At 66.8% G+C, this 23,438-nt stretch carries 19 protein-coding genes; 5 read left to right on the top strand and 14 right to left on the bottom strand.

The window, feature by feature from the left end; genetic code table 11:
• Positions 1–4: 4 nt before the first annotated feature.
• The 3 genes from QW887_RS08100 to QW887_RS08090 form a co-directional block, all read right to left on the bottom strand.
• Entirely contained in the window at positions 5–730 is a 726-nt protein-coding gene (locus tag QW887_RS08100) for a GntR family transcriptional regulator (RefSeq protein WP_315718189.1), read from the bottom strand.
• A gap of 18 nt (positions 731–748) precedes the next feature.
• Positions 749–2,611: a TRAP transporter large permease subunit gene (locus QW887_RS08095; protein WP_315718187.1), complete on the bottom strand. Its 1,863-nt coding sequence runs from the start codon at positions 2,609–2,611 to the stop codon at positions 749–751.
• A gap of 72 nt (positions 2,612–2,683) precedes the next feature.
• Positions 2,684–3,700 carry a TRAP transporter substrate-binding protein gene (locus QW887_RS08090; protein ID WP_315750324.1) on the bottom strand — a complete coding sequence of 339 codons (1,017 nt, stop codon included), beginning with the start codon at positions 3,698–3,700 and terminating at the stop codon, positions 2,684–2,686.
• Between the two features lie 172 nt (positions 3,701–3,872).
• Here QW887_RS08090 and QW887_RS08085 point away from each other — a divergent pair, with 172 nt between their 5' ends.
• The 3 genes from QW887_RS08085 to QW887_RS08075 are packed head-to-tail and all read left to right on the top strand — an operon-like array spanning position 3,873 to position 7,250.
• The gene (locus QW887_RS08085; RefSeq protein WP_315718184.1) at positions 3,873–4,883 is read left to right on the top strand and encodes a Zn-dependent oxidoreductase; all 1,011 of its coding nucleotides are present in this window, start codon (positions 3,873–3,875) and stop codon (positions 4,881–4,883) included.
• 14 nt (positions 4,884–4,897) lie between these two features.
• Positions 4,898–6,379, top strand: coding sequence for a mannitol dehydrogenase family protein (locus tag QW887_RS08080; RefSeq protein WP_316194363.1), 1,482 nt, complete (start codon positions 4,898–4,900; stop codon positions 6,377–6,379).
• 58 nt (positions 6,380–6,437) lie between these two features.
• Positions 6,438–7,250 (top strand): TonB family protein, encoded by an 813-nt coding sequence (locus tag QW887_RS08075; RefSeq protein WP_315718180.1) that lies wholly within the window; start codon positions 6,438–6,440, stop codon positions 7,248–7,250.
• Positions 7,251–7,274: 24 nt separating this feature from the next.
• On the opposite strand, the gene QW887_RS08070 is transcribed toward QW887_RS08075, so the two are convergent.
• The 6 genes from QW887_RS08070 to QW887_RS08045 all read right to left on the bottom strand — a co-directional run bounded on the left by QW887_RS08070 (position 7,275) and on the right by QW887_RS08045 (position 15,596).
• Entirely contained in the window at positions 7,275–8,690 is a 1,416-nt protein-coding gene (locus QW887_RS08070) for an FAD-binding oxidoreductase (RefSeq protein WP_315827052.1), read from the bottom strand.
• A 120-nt stretch (positions 8,691–8,810) separates the two neighbouring features.
• Complete coding sequence (gene nikE / locus QW887_RS08065; RefSeq protein WP_315718178.1) at positions 8,811–10,472, bottom strand: ABC transporter ATP-binding protein; 1,662 nt, start codon at positions 10,470–10,472, stop codon at positions 8,811–8,813.
• 46 nt (positions 10,473–10,518) lie between these two features.
• A complete protein-coding gene (locus QW887_RS08060) occupies positions 10,519–11,379 on the bottom strand; it encodes an ABC transporter permease (protein ID WP_315827053.1) in 861 nt (286 codons plus the stop codon).
• Between the two features lie 2 nt (positions 11,380–11,381).
• Entirely contained in the window at positions 11,382–12,413 is a 1,032-nt protein-coding gene (locus QW887_RS08055) for an ABC transporter permease (protein ID WP_315718176.1), read from the bottom strand.
• A 19-nt stretch (positions 12,414–12,432) separates the two neighbouring features.
• Positions 12,433–14,052: an ABC transporter substrate-binding protein gene (locus QW887_RS08050; RefSeq protein ID WP_316194362.1), complete on the bottom strand. Its 1,620-nt coding sequence runs from the start codon at positions 14,050–14,052 to the stop codon at positions 12,433–12,435.
• A gap of 128 nt (positions 14,053–14,180) precedes the next feature.
• The gene (locus QW887_RS08045; RefSeq protein ID WP_316194361.1) at positions 14,181–15,596 is read right to left on the bottom strand and encodes an NAD(P)/FAD-dependent oxidoreductase; all 1,416 of its coding nucleotides are present in this window, start codon (positions 15,594–15,596) and stop codon (positions 14,181–14,183) included.
• 210 nt (positions 15,597–15,806) lie between these two features.
• Between QW887_RS08045 and QW887_RS08040 the strand changes: the two genes are divergently transcribed.
• Positions 15,807–16,703: a LysR substrate-binding domain-containing protein gene (locus tag QW887_RS08040; RefSeq protein WP_315750315.1), complete on the top strand. Its 897-nt coding sequence runs from the start codon at positions 15,807–15,809 to the stop codon at positions 16,701–16,703.
• 1 nt (position 16,704) lies between these two features.
• On the opposite strand, the gene QW887_RS08035 is transcribed toward QW887_RS08040, so the two are convergent.
• The 3 genes from QW887_RS08035 to hydA all read right to left on the bottom strand — a co-directional run bounded on the left by QW887_RS08035 (position 16,705) and on the right by hydA (position 20,107).
• The gene (locus QW887_RS08035) at positions 16,705–17,466 is read right to left on the bottom strand and encodes an SDR family oxidoreductase (protein ID WP_316194360.1); all 762 of its coding nucleotides are present in this window, start codon (positions 17,464–17,466) and stop codon (positions 16,705–16,707) included.
• Between the two features lies 1 nt (position 17,467).
• Positions 17,468–18,439: an NAD(P)-dependent oxidoreductase gene (locus tag QW887_RS08030; protein WP_316194359.1), complete on the bottom strand. Its 972-nt coding sequence runs from the start codon at positions 18,437–18,439 to the stop codon at positions 17,468–17,470.
• 198 nt (positions 18,440–18,637) lie between these two features.
• Positions 18,638–20,107 carry a dihydropyrimidinase gene (gene hydA, locus QW887_RS08025; protein ID WP_316194358.1) on the bottom strand — a complete coding sequence of 490 codons (1,470 nt, stop codon included), beginning with the start codon at positions 20,105–20,107 and terminating at the stop codon, positions 18,638–18,640.
• A gap of 128 nt (positions 20,108–20,235) precedes the next feature.
• Here hydA and QW887_RS08020 point away from each other — a divergent pair, with 128 nt between their 5' ends.
• Positions 20,236–20,895 (top strand): aspartate/glutamate racemase family protein, encoded by a 660-nt coding sequence (locus tag QW887_RS08020; RefSeq protein ID WP_316194357.1) that lies wholly within the window; start codon positions 20,236–20,238, stop codon positions 20,893–20,895.
• A 243-nt stretch (positions 20,896–21,138) separates the two neighbouring features.
• Here the strand turns inward: QW887_RS08020 and QW887_RS08015 are convergent, their stop codons facing one another.
• Both QW887_RS08015 and QW887_RS08010 read right to left on the bottom strand, forming a co-directional pair.
• Entirely contained in the window at positions 21,139–22,065 is a 927-nt protein-coding gene (locus QW887_RS08015) for an N-carbamoyl-D-amino-acid hydrolase (protein WP_316171551.1), read from the bottom strand.
• 143 nt (positions 22,066–22,208) lie between these two features.
• Positions 22,209–23,438, bottom strand: a complete 1,230-nt coding sequence (locus QW887_RS08010) for an amidohydrolase family protein (RefSeq protein WP_316171732.1) — start codon at positions 23,436–23,438, stop codon at positions 22,209–22,211.

Genomic DNA, 23,438 nt, shown 5'->3' with positions numbered 1-23,438 from the left:
GCGATCAGCGCCGCCGCCGTGCCCGCGTGCGCGGTTCGGCCTGCGACATCTCCTCCTGCCGGGCAAAGATGCCGTCAGCGCGGCGAAACACCTCGCGCAGATGCCGGCGCATCGCCGCGACCGCCTGGGCCTCGTTGCAGGCGGCCAGCCCGTCCAGGATCTCCTGATGCTGCGCGATCAGGAGCGGAATATGGCCGGCGTCCTCGATCAAGGTCAGATGGCGGACGCGGTCGAAATGGATCTTGGTCTGACGGATCACCTGCCAGACATGGGGATGCCGGCTGGTGCGGGCGATCGTCTGATGGAACGCCTCGTCATGGACGTAGAACTCCGCCGGCGTCGCCGCCGCCTTCTGCTTGTCGATCAGCTCGGTCAGCTCGCGCAGCGCCGTCGCATCGATGTAGCGGACGGCCTCGGCAACCAGCGCACATTCGAGATGCTCGCGGATGAACTGCGCCTCGCCGAACGCCTCGCGCGACACCGGCGCCACCACGCTGCCGCTTTGCGGATAGATGCGCACGAGGTCTACATCGGCGAGCTTGATCAGCGCCTCGCGCACCGGCGTGCGGCTGACGCCGAGCCGCTCGCACAGATCGAGTTCGGCCATCGGCGTGCCCGGCGGCAGCGCGCCGGAGACGATGTCCTCGAGCAGCCGCTCGTAGACCTGGTCGGCGAGCCGCCGGCCGGCCTTGCCGTCCAGTCGTGTCAGCGGTGTCAGATCGTCATCCATGACGGCAGTCTACCCGATTCACAGGAAGCCGATCGAGATCCATGGCAGGAACACGATCAAGAGCAGCGCAACGACGAGTGCGGCGAGATGCGGCCAGACGTGGCGGATGACCTCGTCCGGCGAGGCGCGGCCGATGGCGCAAGCGAGATAGAAGCCGACGCCGAAAGGCGGCGTGAACAGGCCGAGACCCATCGCGAACACCGCGATGATGGCGTAGTGCACCTCGTGCACGCCCATCATGCGCGCGATCGGGAACAGCAGCGGCCCGAACAGCACCACCGCCGGCACGCCCTCGAGCACGCTGCCGAGCACGACGAAGGCGAGCGCCGAAATCAGCAGGAAGCCCCAGCGGCCGCCGGGCACAGCCACCATGAGGTCCACGAGCTGCTGCGAGAAGCCGGACTGGGTCAGCGCCCAGGCCATGCCGGTCGCAGCCCCCACCACCAGCAGGATCGCGCCGGACAGCGACGCCGTATCGACCAGGATGGGATACACCCGCTTCCAGTCGAACTGGCGATAGACGAAGATGCCGACCAGCACGGTGTAGATGACGCCGATCGCCGCGACCTCGGTCGCGGTGGCGACGCCCTCGACCACAGCCGAACGGATCACGATCGGCAGACCGAGACCGGGAATAGAGATCGCAAACAGCCGCAGCCGCGTCTTGGCATCGAAACGCTGCGCGCCGCTCATGTCCTCCTTGCGCGTCTGCAGGAAGACGACGACGGAGAGTGCGATCAGGCCGACCACCGCCGGCAGCAGCCCGCCGGTGAACAGCGCCGCGATCGACACGCCCGTCACCGATCCGACCGTGATCAGCACGATCGAGGGCGGGATCGTTTCCGACATAACGGCCGAGGCCGACAGCAGCGACACCAGGTCGCCTTCCGAGCTGCCGCGCTGCTTCATCTCGGGAAAAAGCGCCGGCGCGACCGCGGCCATGTCGGCCGCCTTGGCGCCGGAGATGCCGGAGACCAGGTACATCGCGCCGAGCAGCACATATTGCAGGCCGCCGCGCAGATGGCCGATGAGCGAAACCAGGAACAGGATCATCGCCCGCGCCAGCCCGGCGATCTCGATCAGCGCACCCAGCAGCACGAACATCGGCACCGCCAGCAGCACCATGTGCGACATGCCCTCGCTGACCCGGCCAGGAACGATCAGGACCGGCACGGTCGTGCTGAAATGCAGATAGGCCACGGTGGCGAGCAGGAAGGTGAAGGCGATCGGCGTGCCGATCACCATGGCGCTGGCGACGAGCACAAAGAAGAAGATGAACAGATTGTAGTTGCCGAGATCCTCCAGCACAGGTGCGGCCGCATAGAGCGCCCCTGCACCGGCGAGCACCAGGGCCAGAGCGCCGACGATCTGCATGAGGCTCGCCTGCTGGATCAGCCGGTCGACCGCGGTGAGCAGCATCAGCAGCACGCCGACCAGCATCGCGGCCTCGCGATAGCCTTCGCTGATCTCGAGCACGGGCATCTGGCTGATCAGGTGGCTTTCGAGGTGGTGCCAGGACGGCATCACCAGCGCGACCAGCACGGTGCAGACCAGCATCAGGCCGAGCGCGTCGGTGCGCGCCCGCCACGCCGGCGACAGATTGCGGACGAAGGCGGTGAGCCGCATGTGCTCGGCGCGTCGCAATGCGACGACGGCGCCGAGCATCGCCAGCCACACGAACAGCACGGTGGCGAGTTCGTCGGACCAGATCAGCGGAGCATTGAACACGTAGCGCGCGGCCGTGGCCGCACCGAGCAGGACCAATTCGGCGACCACGATCGCGGCGGCCAGCGCCTCGACGGCGCGGCCTAGCAGATGATCGAAACGCGCAAAGGCACCATGCGACGGCACCGAGGTCGTCGCGGTCATGTCAACGGCCATTCCACCCTCCCCGCAAGATCCTGCTGATGTCCGCGCATGCGGACATGCATCAGGGATGCAACGGCAGCTCGCTCAGAGCTGGCCGACCGATTTCTCCAGCAGGCCCCACGCCTCGGCGCCGAACTTGGTCTTCCACTCGGTGTAGAAGCCGGCGGTGCGCAGCGCGTCGCGGAACGGCTTGGTGTCGACCTTGTTGAAGGTCACGCCGGCGGACTGCATGTCCGCCTGCGCCTTCTCGTTGAAGCTCTGGATGTCCTGGCGCTCCTTGACGGCGGCCTCCGACAGCGCCGCGGTGATGGCGTCACGGACGTCGGCAGGCATGACATTCCAGCGCGCTGCATTGGCGAAGATGTAGTGGCCGTCCCAGATATGGCCTGATAGCGCGATGTACTTCTGCACCTCGTAGAGCTTGGCGCTCTGGATCAGCGCCAGCGGATTCTCCTGGCCGTCGACGATGCGGGTCTGCAGGGCCGCATAGAGCTCGCCGAAATTGATCGGCGTCGGCGCCGCGCCGAGCGTCTTGAACAGCGTCACCCACAACGGATTGCCGGGCACGCGGATCTTGAAGCCCTTGAGATCGTCGGGCGAGGCGATCGGCTTGGCGCCGGAGGTGATGTTGCGATAGCCATTGTCGAGGCATTTCGGGAGCACGTGCAGGCCGACCTTGGCGAACTCGCCGCGCACATGGTTGCCGAGATCGCCGTCCATCGCCGACCACACCTGGTCGTAACTCTCGAACGCGAACGCCACCGCATTGATCCCGCCGATCGGCACCACCGTCTGGTTCACACCTGACGTCGACATGAAGTCGAGCGCGCCGCTGCGCACCTGCGAGAACATGTCGGGCTCGCTGCCGAGCTGGCTGTTCGGATAGACCTGCAGGTCGACCAGACCATTGGTCTGCTTCTTGATGACCTCCGACGCCTCGATGATCCGGACGACGCCGGGATGGGTGGCGGGAAACGCCGTGCCGTAGCGCAGGCGATACTTCGCCGACTGCGCCCGGGCGGGCGTGAACGCCAAGGCCGAGGCTCCCGCGAGCGCGGTGCCGACGAAACTGCGACGAGACATGGATGTGGGCAAAGACACTGGCAAACCTCCCCTGCCGGCCCGCTGCGGGGCCTTTGTATGTCATTCCTGTATGCGCTAAGCCTATAAGGGATACCAAATATGCTTTCAATCAAAAACTTGTATCCAAGATTTGGGATTGCTATACGACGGCAGCTCGCGGTCGAAATGGGCGAGAAGGATGGAGGAGCGCGTGAAGAGCCTCGTGGTGGAGCGGCCCGGCCGCCTGTCGATCGAAACGCGCCCGGTTCCCGAGCCTTCGGCAGGCGAGGTCCGCATCAAGGTCGAGCGCGCCGGGATCTGCGGCTCCGACATCCACATCCTCCACGGCAGCAACCCGTTCGCGCGCTATCCGCGCGTGATCGGCCATGAATTCTTCGGCCGCATCGACAAGCTCGGCGACGGTGTCAGCGCACGGCTCGGCGCCCGCGTGGTGGTCGATCCCGTGGTGGCCTGCGGCCAATGCTATCCCTGCTCGGTCGGCCGCCCCAACGTGTGCGCCCATCTCGCCGTGCTCGGCGTCCACCGCGACGGCGGCTTTTCCGAATATGCCTGCGTGCCGGCGGCCAACGCGCATCTGCTGCCGGACAGCGTCGACGACGACAAGGCGCCGCTGGTCGAGCCGTTCTCGATCGCCGCCAACATCACCGACCACACCAGCGTGTTCGCCTCTGACGTGGCGCTGGTCTATGGCGCGGGCCCGATCGGCCTGACCGTGATCCAGGTGCTCAAGCACGTCTACGGCGTGAAGCAGCTGATCGTCACCGATCGCATCGATGCCCGGCTCGAAGCGGCGCGGCACAACGGCGCCGACCGCGTCATCAACACCGCCAGCACCGCCCTGCCCGAGGCCCTCGCCGCGGCCGATGTGACGCCGACCTTGATCATCGATGCCGCCTGCCATCCCGCCATTCTCGCCGAGGCCATCGAGATCGCCTCGCCTGCGGCACGCATCGGTCTGCTCGGCTTCTCGGCCGAGCCGTCGACCATCGTGCAGCAGAAGGTGACCGCCAAGGAGCTCGCGATCCACGCTTCCAGGCTCAACAGCGGCAAGTTCGCCAAGGTCGTCGACTGGTTCGCGCGCGGCACGCTGCAACCCGAGCGTCTGATCACCCACCGCTTCGGGCTCGACGCCTACGCCGCCGCATTCGAGACGTTCGAGCACAACCAGACCGAATGCTGCAAAGTGCAGCTGATCTTCTGACGAGCCGATACGCCATGGACCGCCTCGGCCCCTCAACGCTCCACCGCCTGCCCGCCGGCATCCTCAGGCCGGACTACGACCGCGCGGCGGTCGCAACCGGCATCGTCCATCTCGGGCTCGGCGCGTTTCATCGGGGCCATCAGGCGCTCTATACCGACACGTTGCTCAAGGACGATCCGCGCTGGGGCATCCTCGGCGTCTCCCTGCGCTCGCCCGACACCCGCGATGCGCTGGCGCCGCAAGGCGGGCTCTACAGCGTGACGGCGAGCGACGGTGCCGGACATCAGCGGCGCGTCATCGGCGCGCTCACCGGCCTCGCCGTGGCGCCGGAAGATCCCGCGGGCCTGCTCGCGCGCCTCGCCGATCCCCGCGTGCGCATCGTCTCCACCACCGTGACCGAGAAGGGCTACAGCCACGATCCGGCGACCGGCGCGCTGCGCGCCGACGATCCCGACATCCGTCACGACAGCCTCAATGTCGGCCACCCCCGCAGCACGCTCGGCGTCATCACAGGCGGCTTGCAGCTGCGACGGCAACAGGGGCTGCCGCCCTTCGCCGTGCTCGCCTGCGACAACCTTCCGGCCAACGGCCATACCTTGCGCGGCCTCGTCATCGCCTTCGCCGAACTGATCGACCGCGATCTCGCGGCATGGATCGCGGACAAGGTCCGCTTTCCCTCGACCATGGTCGACCGCATCGTGCCGGCGACCACCGATGCCGTCCGCGCTGAGATCGGCGCCGCGCTCGGGCTCGACGATGCCTGGCCTGTCGTGACCGAGCCGTTCAGTCAATGGGTGATCGAGGACGATTTCGGCGGCGACCGTCCGGCGTGGGACCAGAGCGGCGCCCAGTTCGTCCGCGACGTCGCGCCGTTCGAGCTGATGAAGCTCCGGTTGCTCAACGGCGCGCACTCCACCATCGCCTATCTCGGCTATCTCATGGGCTGCGAGACGGTTGCCGCGGCCATGGCCGAGCCCGACCTCGCCGGGCTCGTCGAGGACATGATGTGCGACGAGGTCACGCCGACTCTGCCCGCGCTCGGCGGCTTCGACGTGACAGCCTATCGCGCCGCACTGCTGCAACGCTTCCGCAATCCGGCGCTGAAGCATCTGACAGCGCAGATCGCGATGGACGGCTCGCAGAAGCTGCCGCAGCGCCTGCTCGGCACCATCAGCGACCGGCTCGCCCGCGGCCAGCCGATCACCCGCCTCGCGCTCGCCGTCGCCGGGTGGATGCGCTACGTCAACGGCACCGACGAACACCGCCAGCCGATCGCGCTGCGCGACCCGCTGGCGGCCAGACTGCGGGCCCTGGCGGATGACGCCGGCCCGGTTGCGGGCCGGCTTGCGCCTGCATTGTTGTCGGTCACATCGGTGTTCGGCACCGAGCTGCCGAACGATCCTCGCTTCACAGATGCCGTGGAAACCGCGCTGGAAAGCCTGCTGAAGACAGGAACTCGGATCACGGTGGCGCAGACTCGCCGGACCGCGCGCTGATCCTGACCTGGTCGCCGAAGACGGACTGTCGACCAGGATCTACGGACGAAAGCGAGCCATGTCTGCCCGCTTAATCCCTCACGACACCAACCAACGAGCAAGCTACATTGATCCGCAGAAGAATGAGCGGGCTTCAATGCGATACTTCGGTCTTGGTCTCCTGATCCTGATTTCGATATCCGCGGCAGCGCTTGCAGACGAAGCCGCGTTCAAGCGTCAGCTCTACCGGCATCTCATGGCAAATTCCTGGGCGATCCCAGAACGATTGAGAACCAAGACAGTTCACGTGGGAGTTGTCTTTTCGATCGATCGGGACGGCAAGATCTTGAACGCGACGATTGACCAGAGCTCCGGCTCGGCCGACGACGATGCAGACGTTCTCGCAGGGCTGCGGCGCATGCGACCATTTCCGCCCGTCCCGGACGACCTGAACGTGCCGTTCGAGATCAAGACGACGTTCAATCTGGGCATGCAGAAGCGCATCGCCCATGTAGAGCTGCAATGGCCTCCAACCTCCGACACGTCCGGCCCCGAGATCTCCTATCGCAGCGAGGTCCAACACCAGTTGCGGATCGGTCCGCTCGTCCTGTCCGACGATGTCAAGAACGCCACCGAGATCCGCTCGATCATCACCTTTTCGATCGATCGCGACGGAAACCTCATCGACGTGAAAATGACCAAGACTTTTGGCGTGAAAGCCGTCGACGATCAGACGATCGCTTGGCTCCGGTCGGTCCAACCTTTCCCAAAGATCCCGGCAGAGCTCAGGGCGCCGATGAAACTGACAGCTGAGCTGGTCATCTCTCCCAAGGGAATCTGGAACGACGAAGAGACCCGTCGAAAGGTCAACGGCGTCTGCCGGGGCTGCTGACCAGAACGTCGTGGAGAGTTTGCCTCACGTACCCGGCAGCAGCTTGCCCGGGTTCATCAGCCCATGCGGATCGAGCGTGCGCTTGAGCTGTTGCATCAGCTCTAGCTCGAGCGGCGGCTTGCACAGCGGCATCTCGGATGTACGGAGCTGGCCGATGCCGTGCTCGGCGCTGATCGAGCCGCGGCGGCGGGTGATCTCGTCATGCACGAGGCGTGTGATGCGCGGGCCGTGGGCGTAGAACGCGTCCTCGGTCATCGCCAGCGGACGCATCAGATTGTAGTGCAGATTGCCGTCGCCGAGATGGCCGAATACCATCGGGCGGATGCCGGGCAGCGCCGCGCCGACCGCCGCGTCCATGACGTCGACGAAATCGGCGATCTCGGCGACCGGCACGGCGATGTCGTGCTTCAACGCCTTGCCCTCGCGCACCAGCGCCTCCGACACGCTCTCGCGCACGCGCCAGAATGCCTTCGCCTGCGTGCCGTCCTGCGCGACGACGGCGTCGGCGACGAGGCCCTGCGCCATCGCCTCCCCCAGCGCGGTTTCAAACCGCGTGGTCAGCGCGCGCTCGTCGCCGATGTCGCTGAGCTCGATCAGCACGGCGGCCTCAGGCAGCGCCGCGAAGGGCAGCCGCGTGTCCGGCATCTGCCGCAGGATCATCTCCAGCGTCGCCGCGGTCAGGAACTCGAACGCCGACAGGCGATCGCCGCAATGGGCGCGTGACAGCCGCAGCAGCTCCAGCGCGGCGGCCGCATCGGCGAGCGCGACGAAGGCCGTGGCGCGCGCGGTCGGCTGCGGAAACAGTTTCAGCACCGCGCCAGTGATGATGCCGAGCGTGCCTTCCGAGCCGATGAAGAGATCGCGCAGCGCATAGCCGGTGTTGTCCTTGCGCAAGGCGCGCAGGCCGTCCCAGATGCGGCCATCCGGCAGCACCACTTCGAGGCCGAGCGTGAGCTCGCGCATCACGCCATAGCGCAGCACGGCGACGCCGCCGGCGTTGGCCGCGAGATTGCCGCCGACGGTGCAGCTCCCCTCGGACCCGAGGCTGAGTGGAAACAGCAGGCCGGCCGCGCCGGCGGCCTCCTGCACCTTCGCCAGCACGACGCCGGCATCGACCACCATGGTCTGGCCGATGGGATCGAGCGCGCGGATGCGGTTCATCCGCGCCAGCGACAGCACGATCGCCCCGCCGCTCGCATCCGGTGTCGCGCCGCCGGACAGGCTCGTGTGGCCGCCCTGCGGCACCACGGCGACGCGGGCCTCGGCGCAGGCCGCCATGACCGCGGAGACCTCTGCCGTCGACGCAGGACGCACGACGGCGATGGCAGCGCCACGATACTTGCCCAGCCAGTCGCGCAGATATGGCGCCTGATCTTCGGCTGCGACGAGAACATGCGCTGCGCCGACGGCGCTCTGCAGCCTTTCGATCAGCTCCGTCATGACGCGCGATCCAACCCTTTGATGACCTGAGATGGCGATGCGCACAAACTAACAGCTCCGCCGATCGCGGCCCCAATACCAAGTTGTCCGCCGTCCATAATCGATTGTTATGGGCGAGGATCAGGCCGGTGCCAGCGCCATCGGCGGGTCGATATGCGGGACGGCATCGACCAGCTCGCGCGTGTAGTCGGTCTGCGGATTGGCGAACAGCGCCCGGCTCTCGCCCTGCTCGATGATGAGGCCTGTGCGCAGCACGATGGTGCGGTCGCACATCATGCGCACGACATTGAGATCGTGGCTGACGAACAGAAATGCGAGGTTGTCCTCGCGCCGAAGCCGGTTCAGGAGCTGCAGCACCACGGCCTGCACGGAGACGTCGAGCGCCGCGGTCGGCTCGTCCAGCACCAGCAGACGCGGCCGGCAGGCGATGGCGCGGGCGATTCCGACGCGCGCCTTCTGCCCGCCAGAGAGCTGATGCGGAAAGCGCGACAGCAGCTCGCGCGGCAGGCCAACACGCTCGGCGCATTCCTCGACCCGCCGGCGCAGTCTGTCGCCTGAGCGCATGTTCATCAGTCGCAGCAGCGGATGGGCGATGCAGTCGAACGCCGTGTAGCGCGGATTGAGGCTGTCGTTCGGATCCTGGAAGACGATCTGGATGTCCTTGCGCAGCTCGGAACGGTGGAAGTCGCGCGCCGGGATCTGGCCGATCGACTGGCCGTCGAACAGGATCTCGCCGGCGCTGGCATCGATCAGCCGACAGATCATGCGCGACGTCGTGCTCTTGCCGGAGCCGCTCTCGCCGACCAGGCCGACGCTCTCGCCGCCGCGCATGGTCATAGAGAAGTCCGCGACGCCCACGGTGCCGTCGTCGAAACGCTTGCTGACAGTCCTGACGTCGAGCAGCAGCGGCGTGCCGTGCGGCGGGGGCGGCAGCTCCGTCACCGCGACCAACGGAATGCGCTCGCCGTCCGGCACCAGATCCTCAATGCGCGAGGTCGCCGTCGGCGACGCCGCGACCAGCCGTTTGGTGTAGGGGTGCTGCGGCCGATGGAACAGCGTGAGCGGCTCGGCCTCCTCGACCAGCCTGCCCTGCTCCATCACCACGACGCGCGCGCAGTAGCGCGCGGCCAGCCCGAGATCATGCGTGATCAGGATCGTCGCCATGCCGCGGTCGGCGGCGATATGAGCGAGCAGGTCCATCACCACCTTCTGCGTGGTGACGTCGAGGCCGGTGGTCGGCTCGTCCGCGATCAGCAGCTGCGGGCTGCAGGAGATCGCGATCGCGATCATCACCCGCTGGCACATGCCGCCGGAGAGCTCATGCGGATAGGCGCTCATGCGCCGCTCGGGATCGCGGATCTGCACGGCCTTCAAGAGTTGCAGCGCCTCGGCCTGCGCCTCCTGCCGCGACAGCCGTCTATGCGCGAGGATCGCATCCGCAATCTGCTGGCCGACGGTACGGATGGGATTGAGGGCCGCGCGCGGGTTCTGGAAGATCATCGCCATCGCAGCACCATGCAGGCTGCGCAGATCGGCGCCGCCGGCGCGGGTGATGTCCTGGCCCTTGAAGCGGATCCGGCCGCCGGTGATGCGGCCGGCCTTGTCGAGCAGATGGGTGATGGCAAAGCCGGTCACCGATTTGCCGGAGCCGCTCTCGCCGACGAGGCCAAGCATCTCACCCGGTGCGAGCGACAGGGACACGCCGCGCACGGCCTCGACGATACCACGGCGGGTGGAGAAGGAGACCTTGAGGTTCTCGACCTCGAGCAGCGGTGCGCTCACGTTCTCATCCTCGGATGCGCCACGCTGATCATCTTCAATTCGCCCGTCATGTGCGCATCCGGGGATCGAGGATATCGCGCAGGCCGTCGCCGAGCAGATTGAAGCACAGCACCGCGCTCATCAGCGCAAGTCCGGGAAACGCCACCAGCCACCAGCGCCCCGTGGAGATGAAGCGGGCGCCCTCGGCGACCATGATGCCCCATTCCGGCGTCGGCGGCTTGACGCCGAGGCCGATGAAGGAGAGGCCCGCGGCATTGAGGATCGCCCAGCCGAGATTGAGCGACATCTGCACCGCCATCGCCGGCAGCACGTTCGGCAGCAGGAAACGCAGCACGACAGCGACATGGCTCTCGCCGCAGGCCCGCGCGGCCTCGACCCAGCCGAGGTTGCGGCGAATGTTCACCTCGGCGCGGGCGAAGCGGATGTAGAACGGCAGGTTGATGATCGCGGTCGCGATCACGATGTTCTCGACCCGATTGCCGAGCGCGGCGACCATCGCCATCGCCAGCACGAACAGCGGGAACGCCATCAGCACGTCGACGAAGCGGCCGACCGCCTTGTCGAGCCGGCCGCCGGCATAGCCGCAGAGTGCACCGATCACCGAGCCGAGCGCGAAGGACACAGCAACCGCCGTCACCGCGATCGTGAGGTCGAGCCGGCTCGCGACGATCAGGCGGCTGAGCACATCGCGACCGAGCTGGTCGGTGCCGAACCAGTGCGCCGCGCTCGGCGGCTGCAGCGCCTGCGGTACGTCGGAGACGACCGGATCATAGGGCGCGAGCCACGGCGCAAAGATCGCGATCAGCGCCAGCAGCAGCGCACCGCCAGCCGCGACAGCGGTGACCGGATTGCCGCGCAGCACGAAGGCAGTGTGGCGCAGGGTCGACGAGGTCTCGATCATGCTCATGCTCACGCCACCGTCGCCCTGGGATCGGCGATGCCATAGAGTACATCGACCAGCAGATTGACGATCACGAAGATCGTCGCCATCAGCAGCACGAAGCCCTGCACCGGCGCGTAGTCGGAGACCAGCAGCGCATCGAGCGCGTAGGAGGCGACGCCGGGCCAGGAGAACACCTTCTCCACCAGCACATTGGCGCCGAGCATGGTCGAGAACACGATCCCGGCGATGGTGATGACCGGCAGGATCGCGTTCCTCAGCGCATAGGTGACGACGATGCGCCACCACGACAGCCCGACCGAGCGCGCCGTACGCACGAAGTCGCTGCCGAGCGACACCAGCATCGAGGCGCGGGTGATCCGCGCCAGCGGCGCGATCACGAACAGCGCCATGGTCAGTGCCGGCAGCATCAGCTGCCGGGCCGCCGCCCACCAGCCCTCGACATCGCCGGCGAGCAGGAAGTCGATGATCAGGAAGCCGGTCCGCGACGGCGGCAGCGTGGCGAAGATATCGATGCGGCCCGTGGGGTCCGGCGCCAGGCCGAGCAGATAATAGAACACGTAGATCAGCAGCAGACCGGAGACGAAGGTCGGAACGCAGACGCCGAGCGAGCAGAACAGCCGCACGCCGTGATCGACCAGCGAGCCCGGCCGCAGCGCAGCCAGCACGCCGAGCGGCACCGCCGACACCAGCGCGATCAGCAGCGCCGTCAGGGTCAATTCGAGCGAGGCCGGCAGCCGCTCCTTGAGATCCTTGGCGACCGCCTGCCCGGTCATCATCGAGCGGCCGAGATTGCCGCGGCCGACGTCGTAGAGATAGATCGCGAGCTGGTTCGGCAGCGGCTTGTCGAGCCCGAGCTGCCGGCGGATGACCTCGATCTCCTCCTGGCCAGCATTGGGGCCGGAGGCAAAGAACACGGCCGGATCCCCCGGCAGCACGCGCATCAGCAGGAAGGTGAAGACCAGGACCCCGAACAGCGCCGGCAGCGACGAGACGAAGCGTCGTCCCGCCCGAGCCAAGGTTGCGCCGATCGTGCCCATGGTTATCAGCCGTCCCCCGTTACTTTCGGCTCAGGTTACGATAATCGACCTGCCGCGTGAACTGGTAGACGTAGCCGTCCACCGTGGGCTGCATCACCGCGTCCTGCGCCGCCTGCCAGATCGGGATCTGGAACATCTGGTCGAAATGGATGGCGTTGAGCGCCTTGCCCTGCTCCTCATATTTCGCCTTGTCGGCCTCAAAGCGCGCCTCCTGCGCGATCTTCTCCAGCTCGGCATTGTCAGTCGAGGAATAATTCCAGCGCTGCTTGCCCGTGTAGAAGTTGCGATAGAAATAGTCGGTCGAGGGCAGCCAGGCGACGATGCCTTCGGTGAAGAACGGCAGCTTCTTCTCGTTGATCGCGGTCGACATCTGCGCATCCGGCAGCTTCTGGATGTCCACCTTGATGCCGATCTTGGCGAGCGATTCCTTGACCAGTGCGGCCATCGGCTCGGCGGTCGCCGCCTGGCCGACATTGAAGCTGAAGGTGGTGGAGAAGCCGTCCGCCATGCCGGCGTCCTTCAGATAGGCCTTGGCCTTCTCCAGATCGAGCTTGATCGGCTGCGGGATCGGATAGCCGCCGCTCGGCGGCTTGCCGTCGGCCCACGTCGCGCCGTAGAGCGTCGCGCCGCGGCCGAACAAGGCCGCCTTGAACATGTCGTCATAGGGCAGCGCGTAAGCGATGGCGCGGCGCACATTGACGTTGTCGAACGGCGGGATGGTGTTGTTCATCGAGATGAAGGTCACCGCGTTGTATTGCGGCGTCGAGATCACCTTCAGCTTGCCCTTGCCTTCGAGCGACTGCACGTCGCTCGCCTGCAGGTCGATGACGAGGTCGGCGTCGCCGCGCTCCACGAGGTTGGCGCGCGTCGCCGGTTCAGGCACCGACTGGATGATCAGGCGCTTGAACGCCGCCGGCTTGTCCGGCGTGCCGCGATTCCAGGCCTCGTTGCGCTTGGCGATCACCTGCTCGCCGGGCTTGAAGGTCTCGACGATGTAGGCGCCGCTGCCGGCCGCGTTCTCCTTGGTCCAGTTCAGCGCCCATGGGTCTTCGGCCGTCGCATGCGCCTTGGCGAGCTTGGAGTTGATGATGATCGGATAGACGGTCGCGAGATTCGGCAGCGCCAGCTTGTCCGGCTTCGGCAAGGTCACTTCGAACGTCAGGGGATCAATGACCTTGAACTGATCGGCCGACGTCAGCGAGCCCGTCAGCAGTTGCGCCTTGCCGAGGATTGGCGCGGTGACGCAGCGGTCGAGCGACCATTTGACGTCCTCGGCCGTCACCGGCGAGCCGTCCTGGAACTTGGCGTCGGGGCGCAGCTTGAAGGTGATCTTCAAACCGTCAGAGCTGACCTGATAGGATTCAGCGAGCTCGCCGGTGATCGTGTCGAGATCGAACACCCACTTACCATTGAGCTGCTTGCGACCGAACGACACCAGCCGGTCGTAGCTCGACATCGACAGCGCGAAGGCCTCGCGCGTCGAGCCCGGAATGTTCGGATCGAGCGTGTTGACGGTGGCACCGGTGACATAGCGCAGAGTCTCGGCGCGGCTCTGCGCATGCGCCGATGGCGCAGCCAGCATCACCGCGAGCAAGGCGGGCGCAGCGAACAACGAACGTTTGGACATCTCGAAACTCATCGCCCTTGTTCCCTCATTGGTCTCAAAATCCGGGACTGAAATACCCTGCCAGCGGTCACCGGCGACGCAAGCGCATCAGATGGAAGCGCATCAGATGGGAGCGCATCAGATGGGAGTTCAGCAGCAAATCACGTGCCACGGCGCACCTCGGCCTGCTTCACATCGTAGGCCTGGAAGTTGGCCCAATGCTTGTCGATGTCGGCCTTGAACAGCCCGCGCGTCAGCCCATGCACGAGCTTCGGCACCGCCGTGGTCATTGCATTGATGGAAGATCCCGACGCGCCGAAGCTCATCGTCGAGGCAATGGCAAACACATGGACGTCGCGGATCCACGGCGTCCGGCCAGCCACACGCTCGCACAGCGCATAGTCGTCGGCGAGATAGGGAAAGGCGCCAAGCCGGTCGTTGCGCTCGCCGGCATCGGGCGTGTAGCGATCGCACCAACGCGCGATGTTGGCGGCAAAGCGCTGCAGCTCCGGACGCTTTGCGAAGTCCATCGAGATGCCCGTCGCGCTGACCACGAAATCGACTGTGACTTCGCCTTGCGGTGTCCGCAGCACGACTCCCTCGGACGTTTCGCACGCGATCAGCACAGGCGCGCCCTCATGCAGGTGGAACGCAGCATGACGGGCGCAGCGATCATAGGTGTGCTGGGGAAAGCCCTCGCGCAACTCGAGGACCGCGCGCATGAAACGCCAGCGCCAGACGTCGTCGAGTTCGGAGAAATGCCGCAGGAAACCGCGGAACGTCAGCCAGCGATAGGGTTGGATCAGTTGGATTTCCGCGCGGCGGCATAGCAGATCGACGCTGTTCGCACCGGCTTCGAGTGCAGCCGCCGCGTTGTCGAACGCCGAGGCACCGGCCCCGATCACGGCGACGCGGCGGCCGCGCAAGCTGTCGAAATCGATCTCGGCGCCGGAATGGGCGCAGCGCGTTGCGGGCAAATGGCGCAGCGGCTCCGGAATGCTCCAATCGCCCATCCCCTCCTGCCCGGTCGCCAGCACGATCTTGCGGGCATAGATCGTCGTCTCACCATCCTTGCTGCGCACGGTCGCCTGCAGCAGTCCGTCAGCGGCCGGTGCGATATCGACGACTTCGCAGCCGTTGCGCACGGGAAGGTCGAGCACCTCGCGATACCAGGCGAGATAATCTGCCCAATATTCGCGCGGGATCAGATCAAGATTGCGCCAGCTCTCGCCGCCAAACTTCGCCTCGTGCCACGCCTGATAGGTCAGACAGGGGATGTCGAGATCGGGTCCGGTGAAGTCCTTCGGGCTGCGCAGGGTCGGCATGCGCGCATAGCTGAGCCACGGTCCTTCGCGGCCTGCCTCGGCTTTGTCGAGCACGAGAACGTTGCTGACGCGGGAGCGCAGCAGCGCGAAGGCGGTGGCAAGACCCGATTGGCCGCCGCCGACGATCAGCACATCGCGCGCAGGCCGGCCATCGGGACCGATGACGGGCGTCAGCCATGGCATGCTGGGATGGGCGATCCTGGCAAGATCGCCACGGACCTGGGCCGTCAGCGCGGCGAGGCCATCGCTCATGCCGGGCACCGGAATTGACACGCGCAATCGCGATCGAAACGCTCGCTGTCGCTCACGCTCTCTCCATCAGTCATGTCACCCGGCACGCGAAGCTTAGCAAAGCAGGTCCGGCACCGACCATACCGATTTGTCCGCCGCCCATAACAGTTTGTTATGGGGCGGCAGCGGCGGCTAGAGTCGACAGCCATCCACAGCGAGACAAGAGGTCGCATGCCGCTCAATCTGCGCCAGATCGAGGTGTTCCGCGCGATTATGATGACAGGCTCGATCAGCGGCGCTGCGCGGCTGCTCTCGGTGTCGCAGCCCGCGATCAGCCGGCTGCTGGCCTATACCGAGGATGGCCTCAAGCTCAAGCTGTTCGAGCGCATCAGCGGCCGGGTGCAGCCGACGCCGGAGGCCAAGCGGTTGTTCGCGGAGGTCGAGCACGTCCATCGCGGCGTCGCGCGCATCAACGACCTCGCCGACGAGTTGCGCGCCGGCGGCACGGGCACCATCCGCGTGGTGGCGAGCCCGAGCGCGGCCCACAGCATGGTGCCGGAGGCGCTGGCGCGGCTGCGCGGCCGCTTTCCAGATCTGCGCGTCGAGTTCGAATCGTTGACCCTGCTGGAGATCGTCAGCCGCGTCGGCACAGCCCGCGCCGATCTCGGCATCACTGTGCTGCCGGTCGACGAGCCGACAGTCGCGGCAGAGACGATCGCGGAGGGCGCGCTGCACGTGATCATGCCGGCCGACCATGCCCTGACGAGGCTGCGCAGCATCAGACCGAAGGACATGCTGCCCTATCCGCTGGTCGGCTTCGGCCCGCAGACGCCTTATGGTCACATCGTCACGTCGGCCCTGGCCGGCGGCCCGGAGCCGACCACGATCGTGCGCTACACGCCCGACGCCTGCGCCATGGCCCGCGCCGGCGCGGGCCTTGCCGTGGTCGACCAATTCGTGCTGCGCGGCCGCGCCTGGCCCGACCTCGCGGCACGGCCACTCGCACCGAAGATTCCGATGCGCGCGTATCTCCTGACGCCTCGCTTCGAGCCGCTGTCTCGCAACGCGGCCGCGCTTGCGGACATTTTGCGCGGGCGCGATCGGAAGTCCGGCACGGCCAGGCGTTGAGCTACGCCGCGAGCCAGCCGCCATCCACCGGCAGCACGATGCCGGTCGTGAACGACGCCTCGTCGCTGGCCAGGAACAGCGCGGCGGCGGCGACCTCGTCGGCCGCGCCAAAGCGCTTCATCGCGTGGCGCTGGCGCGAGGCCTCGCGCACCGGCTCCGGATCGACGTGGCGCGCAAAGCTCCGGCGCAGCAGCGGCGTGTCGATCGCACCCGGCGCCAGCGCGTTGACGCGGATGCCGTCGGTAGCGAAGTCGACCGCCATGGTGCGGGTCAGGCTGATGATCGCGCCCTTGGCGGCGATATAGGCGCTGTTGCCCTTGCCGCCGGCGACCGCAAGCTGCGATGCCACGGTGATGATCGACCCGGCCTTCTGCTTCTGCATGATCGGCACCGCGACCTTGGCCCACAGCCAGGTGCCGCCGACATTGGCGCGGAACACCGCGTCCCAATCCATAGGATCGGTCGTGACCACGGTGCCGCCGCAGGAGAAGCCGGCAGCGGTCATCAGCACATCCAGCCGGCCGCGCGCGGCTGCCACGCTCTCGACCGTCGCCTTTGCAAAATCCGCATCACCGACATCGCCGACATACACGCGGCCCTCGCCTCCGGCATTGGCCAGGAGCAACAGGGTTTCCTCCGCGCCTGCCGCGTCGCGGTCGACCAGCGCAACATAAGCGCCCTCGCGCGCGAACATGACGGCGCTGGCGCGGCCGATGCCGGAGCCGCCGCCGGTGATGACCGCGACCTTCGCGTTGAGCCTCATGTCAGTCTCTCCCGTACTGATCGAACCAGCGGCCGAAATGCTCGGCCGATGCCGCGCAGTCGAAGCGCGCGCGCCAGCCGAACTCCTCGGCCAGTCGCGTCGTCGACAGCCGGCCGCGGCTCGGCGCGAACACCGGCACCGTCGGCGTCTCGCCCTGCTCCGCGAGCCGGCAGACGAAGCCGGGGCGGTCTTGCGCGAAGGCGCGGCCCCAGGCCTCGGCTGTAAACGTGGCTGCGCTGGAGATGTTGTAGAGCGTGTGCTGCGGCCTCTCGGCTTCCAGCAACCGGCAGACGGCGTCGGCGACGTCGACCGCATAGACCCAGTCCTTGTCGCCCGGCTCGTTCAGCAGCGCCGGCGCATTGCGCGCGCAACAGGCCGCGATCAGCGCCTGCGGCGATGGCGTGTCGCGCACGCGGCCGCCGCGCTCGAACGGGCCGAACACCGCCGACAGGCGCACGCTGATCACGTCGGTTTGCCACAGGTCCGACAGCCGCGCCGCGACGCGCTCAGAGGCGAACTTGCTGATCGCATAGAGCGACACCGGCTCGCACGGCGTGCTCTCCTCCAGCACGGCGAAGCGCTGACCGCTGGCGCCGTAGGACGCCGCCGAGGACAGGTTGATGACGCGGCGGATGCCGCTGCGCCGCGCCGCCTGCAGGATCGGCACCTGCGCCAGCAGATTGACCGCGAGGATGCGCTCGGGGTCGGATGCGTCACGCTCCGGACCGGCGGTAATCGCGGCGCCCATGACAACGGCATCGCAGCCGCCGGCGATCGCGGCCGCAACAGCGCTCGCATCGGTGACGTCGCCCTGCACGAGGTGCAGACGCTCGCGATACGGCGCAAAGGCGCGCTCCGCCGCGTTCGGCAGAGCCGCTGCGTCAAAGATCGTCGCGGCATGGCCGCGCTCGAGCAGCCCTTGCGCGATGTTGAGCCCGACGAAGCCGGCGCCGCCGAAGATCAGGACATGCATCAAGGAGGTCCTCGCCTGGACAGCGATCGACGAAGGGCATTCAGCTCTCCCCCCACGTCATGGCCTGGCGCCGTTCCGGCCATCCACGTCCGGCGGCATCCCGGGAAGCACGTGGATGCCCGGGTCGAGCCCGGGCATGACGGCGGAGAGCGGAGCGACCGCGTCAACATGATCAGCTACTCCAACAGCTCTTCGCGTCTAGAGCAGCTTCGCCCCAAAATTCTGCTCCGGGTCCATATCCGCGACCAGGCGCCCCGTCGGCTTCGCAGCCTCGCCGCCGCTGCGGGCGAGGAACTGGCCGGAGCCGGGCGCGGCCGACAGTCTGCCGTTGTCAATGATGACGCGGCCGCGCGACAGCACGGTCACCGGCCAGCCCTGCACGCTGCGCCCCGCAAACGGCGTGTAGCCGGCAAGGTCGTGCATGGCGGCACCGCTGATCGTGACGTGCTTGTCCGGATCCCACAGCGCGATGTCGGCATCGGCGCCGATCGCGATCGCGCCCTTCCTCGGATGCAGATTGTAGATCTTGGCCGGCGCCGTCGCCGTGAGCTCGACGAATTTGTTGAGGCCGAGCCGGCCCTTCGACACCATCGCATCGAACAGCAGCGGCAGCCGCAACTCCAGGCCCGGCAGGCCGTTGGCGATCTGCTTGAAGTTGGGGGTGGGGCCGGCGCGCAGCTTGCCGGTCTCGTCGAAGCGATACGGCGCGTGATCGGAGGAGATCGTCTGCAAATCGCCGAGCGACAGCGCCTGCCACAGCGCCTCCTGGTCGGGCGCGCGGCGCGGCGGCGGGCTGCACATCCACTTCGCGCCCTCGATGCCGGGCTTGTCGAGATCCTCGGCCGTCATGAACAGGTATTGCGGACAGGTCTCCGCGAACACCTTCAGCCCCTGCCCGCGCGCATCCCGGATCACTTTCGCACCTTCCGCGGTCGAGACGTGGAAGATCATGATCGGCTGATCGACGAGGGCGGCCATGCCGATCAGGCGGTTGAACGCCTCGGCCTCGGAGAAGCGCGCGTGGCTGATGGCGTGGTATTTCGGCGCGGTGTAGCCGCGCGACAGCAGCCGCTTCACCATCCAGGAGATGATGCCATGGTTCTCGGCGTGCGCGCACAGCATGGCGCCGCCCTCGCGCGCGGCGACGAGAATGTCGAGCAGCGGCTCGTCGTCGATCTTGAGCCGGTCGTAGGTCATGAAGATCTTGATCGAGCCGTGGCCCTGGCGGATCAGCGCCGGCAGGTCGCGCTCCAGCGTCTCCCTGGTCGGATCGGCGACGATCATGTGGAACGCGTAGTCGATCACGGCCCCCTTGCGCGCCAGCGCGTGATAGTCCTCGACCACCTGCGGCAACTGCATGCCGACATGCTGGGCCGCGAAGGAGATCACGGACGTGGTGCCACCGAAGGCGGCCGACGTGGTGGCGCTCTCGAACGTGTCGGCATTGACGATCCCTGCCGCCGAGAGCTGCTCGATATGGCAATGGCTGTCGACCCCGCCGGGCAGCACATATTTGCCGCGCGCGTCGATCTCGCGCTTCGCCGTTCCGAGCCCGCGGCCGATCGCCGCGATGGTCTCGCCTGTGATGGCGACATCGGCCTCGAACGTATCGGTGGTGGTGGCGACGCGCCCGCCTCGGATGATCAGGTCATAGGCCGGCTCGGTCATCGCGATCTCCTAGTTCTGCCAGATGGAACGCCGTGGACGCGAGGTGACCGCATCGGCCCCATTGCGTCAGCCGTGGCATAGTGGTTGCCTGTCACGCGCCGTCAACACTGAAGAAGCAGGTAGCTCCCATGTCCCGCCCGCGCATCACCGTGATCAATCCGAACTCCAACCAGGTGGTCACCGACGGCTTGGCGGCGGCGCTCAAGCCGCTGATATTCGCCAACGGGCCGGAGATCGTCTGCGAGACCTTGAAGGAAGGTCCATACGGCATCGAGAGCCAGAAGGATGCCGACAGCGTCACCCTGCCGCTGCGGCGTTTCGTCGAGGGCGACAACGCATCCAGCGCGTTCGTGATCGCCTGCTACAGCGACCCTGGCCTGCATGTCTGCCGCGAGGCCACGGCACGGCCGGTGCTCGGCATCGCCGAATGCGGCGTGCTCACCGCGCTGACCCGCGCCGATACGTTCGGCGTGCTCGCCATCGCGCAGCGCTCGATCCGCCGCCACATCCGCTATCTCCGCCAGATGGGCTTGATGGATCGGTTGGCCGCGGAACGCCCGCTGGACATGACCGTGGCGGAAACGGCGTCAGGTGAAGGCACCTTGGCGAAGATGATCGCGGTCGGCCGCGCGCTGAAGGACGAGGACGGCGCCGGCGCCATCGTGATGGGCTGCGCGGGCATGGCGCGGCACCGCAAGAACCTGGAGGACGCGCTGGGGATTCCGGTGATCGATCCGACACAGGCCGCGGTGACCATGGCGCTGGGCGCGGTCGCGTTCGCCGCGTGAGTGGCGCTGAGCCTTGCGCTCTGGATTGACTGATCTGCCCGACTGGTCGCCTCACACTCGGCTGTCGTCCGGGCCTTGAGCCGGGACCCATAACCACCGGCTGCAGTGAGGCAGGCAACTAACAGTCCCGTCCCTCGATGGCTTCCGCGGCATGGGTCCCGGCCGGGACGACACCGTCGTCGTCGCTGGAGTCGAGCACAACAACTGCGATCTGCTTAGCTCCGGTAGCCAAAAACTCTTTGTTCAGTCCGGCGGCACCGCGCCCGTGCGGCTGGTGATCAGCCCGTAATGCTCGATCCGCCGATGCCTTGCGAAATCGAAGATCGTCTGCTTGCCGAACCGCGTCGCATCGAGATCGCAGGGTGCGACCAGCACCTCGTCGCCTTCCGTCACCGCCTCCGCGACGATCTCGCCGTCGGGATTGACGATCAGGCTGCCGCCGATCAGGTGATGACCGTCCTCGACGCCGGCCTTCGCGACCGCGACGACCCAACACGAGTTGTGATAGGCGCCGGCCTGCGCGGAGAGCCGGTTGTGGAACAGGCGCTGCTGCAGTCCCTCGGCCGATTTCAATGAGTTCACCGACGGCGTGTTATAGCCGATCAGCACCAGCTCGACGTCCTGCAGCCCCATGACACGATAGGTCTCCGGCCAACGGCGATCGTTGCAGATCGCCATGCCGATAATGCCATCGAGACTGCGCCAGACGGGAAAGCCGAGATCGCCCGGCTCAAAATAGCGCTTCTCCAGATGCTGGTGGCTGCGCTCCGGCTCGAACTCCTCGTGGCCGGGCAGATGCACCTTGCGATACTTGCCGACGATGTTGCCGGCGCGGTCGGTGAGAACTGCCGTGTTGTAGTGGTGCCCGTCCGGTGTCAGCTCGGCATAGCCGAGATACATGGCCATCTGATGCTGCGCGGCGCGATCGAACAGCGGCTGCACGGCCGCATTGGGCATCTCGCTCTCGAACCAGCTGTCGACTTCGGCCTGATCCTCCATGTACCAGCGTGGAAAAAACGTGGTCAGCGCCAGCTCCGGATAGACGATCAGGTCGGCGTCCTTGCGCTTGGCCTCGTCCATCAGTGCGATCATGCGCGCGACGACCGCCTCGTGGCTGTCAGCGCGCTGAATCGGTCCCATCTGGGCGGCGGCGACGTTGATCACGCGCATTGCAGAACTCCTATCCGGACTCCGACGTCATTGCGAGCGAAGCGAAGCAATCCAGGGCTACACGAGGACGCTGGATTGCTTCGTCGCTTCGCTTCCCGCAATGACGAATGTGGCGACAGCGTCATGCAACACCCCTCATCGTTTCACCCCGGCCGGTGCAACACCGGCCGCATCCGCGAGAACGACGGCCGGCCGCGCTTGAGGCCCCAGAGCGGCTGCGCCAGGGTCGCCACGGCCTCGGTCGGCGTCGCCGCATCGATGCAGACGAGATCGGCCGGCGCGCCGACCTCGATGCCGTAGTCATCGAGCCGCATCAGCCGCGCCGCGTCGTGCGTGACCATGTCGAGACACCCCGCAAGATGATCCGGCCGCGAGACGTGGCAGACGTTGGCGTAGAGGTTCGCCATCCGGATCAGCGAGCCGTCGCCATAGGGCGTGAACGGGTTCAGCACGTTGTTGGTCGAGAGCGAGCAGGTCACCCCTCGCGCGCGCAGCGGCTCCAGCGGGACCACGCCGCGCGGGATCGCATGATCGTGCCGGCGCCCCATCAGATGCAGGTCGGTCGAGGGCAGCACGGTGACTGCGACGCCGGCATTAGCGAGCTGCGTTGCGATCGCGTCGAAACGCTCCGGCGGCAGCAGCGACAGCTGCGTGACGTGGCCGACCGCGACGCGTCCGCCCCAGCTGTATTCCTCCGTCTTGCGGCAGACATATTCGATCTGCATGTGATCGAGCGTCTCGGCAAGATCGAGATGCATGTCGATGTCGACGTCGTGGTCACGCGCGATCGCGAAGATGCGGTCGATCTGCGCCGGCGGGTCGGTGTCGAAATACGGGGCGGCGCCGATGGTGCGTGCGCCGCGGCGCAGGCCCTCGATCAAGAGCTCCTCGGTGCCCGGATAGTTGGTGAGCCCTTCCTGCGGAAACACGCAGATCTCGAGGTCGAGCGCCCAGGCATAGTCGCGCGCGAGCTGCTGGATCGCCTCGAAGCCGATGAAACCGATGCCGGGATCGAGCTCGACATGGGTGCGCATCCGCATCGTGCCGTGGCTGACGCAGCGTTCAACGGTCCGCTTCGCCCTGTCATAGACATCGTCGGCCGTGAAGTTGCGCTTGGCGGCCGCAGTCTCGCGCACCGCCTCTGCCACGGTCCCTTCCCTGATCGTGCAGCGGTCGAGGATGCAGGTCTTGTCGAGATGGATGTGCGTCTCGATGAAGCCGGGCACGACGAGACAGTTCTCGGCATCGCGCTGTTCGCCGTCGGCCTGCAATGACGGCGCGATCGCCACGATGGTGCCGTCGGAAATCCCGATATCGGCCCGGCGCAGCTCACTGTGCTGCGCCAGCACCGCATTGCGAATGATCAGGTCCAT

Origin of the sequence: Bradyrhizobium sp. SZCCHNRI3052, from assembly GCF_032484895.1 — a bacterium.
Classification (GTDB): Bacteria; Pseudomonadota; Alphaproteobacteria; order Rhizobiales; family Xanthobacteraceae; genus Bradyrhizobium.
This window is presented reverse-complemented; position numbering and strand designations above follow the sequence as displayed.